Here is a 3,683-nt window from a genome sequence, read left to right as displayed (position 1 = left end):
GTTATTGGTCTGCGGAGGTGAGGATGTTAAGTGATTGATCCTGGGGATCAATTGTAGTCTGCACGGGCTGTTCTGAGGTTTTCTGACGCTGGTTGCGGGAGCAGGATTTGAACCTGCGACCTTCAGGTTATGAGCCTGACGAGCTACCGGGCTGCTCCATCCCGCGACACTTAGCGTTGGTCTACCGCCTATTCGGCTACTTGAGACCGGGTAGTGTTCTTTTCATCGTTAGAGAGACTGGGGATTTTTCTAGGTTTGGCGGTGACCTACTCTCCCGGGGCTTAAGCCCAAGTACCATTGGCGCGGCAGTGCTTAACTTCCGGGTTCGGGATGGGACCGGGTGTTTCACTTGCGCTATGACCACCAAACCGAGGAAAATCCCCGTCGCGACTTTTGCGGAGCAAAAGCGCGACGCGCGGGAGGCAGCGTCTTTTGTTTACAAAAGGCGCGTTCCCGCACGGTTATAGTATCAACCAACATCGCGGCTAGGTGCTGCGACGCTGTCCATGTTTACTGAGGTGTATGTTTTTGATTTGTCTTTCTGTTACTGGATCAAATCAAGCCTATCGGGCGATTAGTACCGGTCAACTGAACGCATTACTGCGCTTACATCTCCGGCCTATTGACGTGGTGGTCTTCCACGGCCCTCAGGGAGACCTTGTTTTGAGGGGGGCTTCCCGCTTAGATGCCTTCAGCGGTTATCCTGTCCGATCATAGCTACCCAGCACTGCCGTTGGCACGACAACTGGTCCACCAGTGGATCGTTCACCCCGGTCCTCTCGTACTAGGGGCAACTCCTCTCAAGTCTCCTACACCCACGGCAGATAGGGACCGAACTGTCTCACGACGTTCTAAACCCAGCTCACGTACCTCTTTAAACGGCGAACAGCCGTACCCTTGGGACCTGCTCCAGCCCCAGGATGAGATGAGCCGACATCGAGGTGCCAAACACTGCCGTCGATATGGACTCTTGGGCAGTATCAGCCTGTTATCCCCGGCGTACCTTTTATCCGTTGAGCGATGGCCCTTCCACTCGGGACCACCGGATCACTATGGCCGTCTTTCGACTCTGCTCGACTTGTCAGTCTCGCAGTCAGGCTGGCTTCTGCCATTGCACTCAACGAGCGATTTCCGACCGCTCTGAGCCAACCTTCGCGCGCCTCCGTTACGCTTTAGGAGGCGACCGCCCCAGTCAAACTACCCGCCACGCAGGGTCCCGGATCCGGATAACGGACCGCGGTTAGACATCAAGAGTGCGAAGGGTGGTATCTCAAGGGAGGCTCCACCGCGACTGGCGTCACGGTTTCAAAGCCTACCACCTATCCTGCACATCACAATCCTGATGCCAGTGCGAAGCTGTAGTAAAGGTGCACGGGGTCTTTCCGTCTAACCGCGGGAAGCCTGCATCTTGACAGGCAATTCAATTTCGCTGAGTCGATGTTGGAGACAGCGGGGAAGTCGTTACGCCATTCGTGCAGGTCGGAACTTACCCGACAAGGAATTTCGCTACCTTAGGACCGTTATAGTTACGGCCGCCGTTTACCTGGGCTTCAATTCAAGGCTCTCACCTCTCCTTTTAACCTTCAGGCACCGGGCAGGCGTCAGACCCTATACGTCGTCTTGCGACTTCGCAGAGCCCTGTGTTTTTAATAAACAGTCGCCACCCCCTGGTTTGTGCCCCCAGCCCCTAGTTGCCTAGGAACCGGGCCTCCTTCTCGCGAACTTACGGAGGTATTTTGCCGAGTTCCTTCAACATCGTTCTCTCAAGCGCCTTGGTATGCTCTACCAGTCCACCTGTGTCGGTTTAGGGTACGGTCTGATGGAGGGCTATTTCCAGGAACCACTCAGCAGCCCAATCAATCCGATAAGATTGAACTACACCTGTGATCCGTCACATCCTCCTGGCCTAGGAATATTAACCTAGTTCCCATCGCCTACGCCTTTCGGCCTCGGCTTAGGGGCCGGCTTACCCTGCTCAGATTAGCTTTAAGCAGGAACCCTTGGACTTTCGGCGAGAGTGTCTCTCACACTCTTTGTCGCTACTCATGTCATCATTCTCACTAGTGATCTCTCCACCGGATGGCTCACGCCCCGGCTTCATCGAAAGCCTCTCTCCTCCAATCTGCCCGAAGGCATGAAGGAGGAATGAGACTATGTCACACTACGCTCTGCTACCGATGCTTACGCATCCCTAGACTTCGGCTCATGGCTTGAGCCCCGTTACATCTTCGCCGCAGGACAACTTATTTAGACCAGTGAGCTGTTACGCTATCTTTAAAGGATGGCTGCTTCTAAGCCAACCTCCTGGTTGTTTTGGTCGTCCCACCTGCTTTCCCACTTAGCCATGAATTGGGGGCCTTAGTCGTAGGTCAGGGTTGTTTCCCTCTCCACTACGGACGTTAGCATCCGCAGTGTGTCTGCCATCTAGTACTCCCGGGTATTCGGAGTTTGGTTAGGATCAGTAAGCCTGTGGGGCCCCATTACCCATCCAGTGCTCTACCCCCCGGGGTATTCGGATGACGCTCTACCTAAATAGATTTCGCAGAGAACCAGCTATCTCCGAGTTTGATTGGCCTTTCACCCCTAGGCACAGCTCATCCCGATCCTTTTCAACGGATGTGGGTTCGGTCCTCCAGTAAGTGTTACCTTACCTTCAACCTGGCCATGCCTAGATCACTCGGTTTCGGGTCTGATCCCACGAACTCATGCGCCCTATTAAGACTCGCTTTCGCTACGCCTACACCTAACGGCTTAAGCTTGCTCGTGAGACCAAGTCGATGACCCATTATACAAAAGGTACGCCGTCAGCTCGCAAGGAGCCTCCGACTGATTGTAGGCGTTCGGTTTCAGGTACTGTTTCACTCCCCTCGTCGGGGTGCTTTTCACCTTTCCCTCACGGTACTGGTTCGCTATCGGTCAGCAAGGAGTACTTAGCCTTCGAAGGTGGTCCTCCGATCTTCAGACAGAATTTCACGTGTTCCGCCCTACTTAATACGTCCATCAAAGCTTCCTATACGGGGCTGTCACCCGCTATGGCCACGCTTCCCAACGTGTTCTAGTCACTTATCTGGCTCGGCTGGTCCCCGTTCGCTCGCCGCTACTAGGGGAGTATCAATTGATTTCCTTTCCTCCGGGTACTTAGATGTTTCAGTTCCCCGGGTTTGCTCTTAAAACCCTATGTATTCAGGTCTTAAGTACCTGTTCATGCTCATTATTGATTAGCAAAACTAACAATAACAAACATTCAGGTGGGTTGCCCCATTCAGAGATCCATGGATCAAAGCTTATTCTCAGCTCCCCATGGCTTATCGCAGAGTATCACGTCTTTCATCGCCTCTTGCTGCCAAGGCATTCACCAAACGCCCTTCTCGCGCTTGATTTGATCCAGAAAGAGAAAGACACACGATAGTTGTGCTACCGCCTATTCGGCTACTTGAGCACAAGTATGTCAATCGAGACCGCCCAGCTGGTAACTAAAGGCAGTCATTCTTCTGAACCAAAAACATACATTTCCCGCCCCCGCCACTTGGACGAGGACAAATGAGCAACCCCATATGGTCTCTCAGCCGTGCAGCTGATCAACGCAGGTCGCTCGGGTTAGTATATTAGACTTGGACAACTCTGTTCGTTTCGATCGGGATACGCAGACAGGGCCGGCTAGACCCAAACTGCGCCGCTTATCC

The 3,683-nt window shown here is 53.5% G+C and carries 1 tRNA gene and 2 rRNA genes; all 3 read right to left on the bottom strand.

What is annotated here, in order from left to right:
- Positions 1–89 precede the first annotated feature (89 nt).
- Positions 90–166 (bottom strand) — tRNA-Met (locus tag GOW16_RS22370).
- A gap of 87 nt (positions 167–253) precedes the next feature.
- Positions 254–368, bottom strand: a 5S ribosomal RNA gene (rrf, locus tag GOW16_RS22365).
- A gap of 185 nt (positions 369–553) precedes the next feature.
- A 23S ribosomal RNA gene (locus GOW16_RS22360) occupies positions 554–3,380 on the bottom strand.
- Positions 3,381–3,683: the final 303 nt, after the last annotated feature.

Origin of the sequence: Ruegeria atlantica, from assembly GCF_013033965.1 — a bacterium.
GTDB lineage: Bacteria > Pseudomonadota > Alphaproteobacteria > Rhodobacterales > Rhodobacteraceae > Ruegeria > Ruegeria atlantica_D.
The sequence above is the reverse complement of the archived record's forward strand: the minus strand, read 5'-3'. Positions and strand labels throughout refer to the sequence as shown.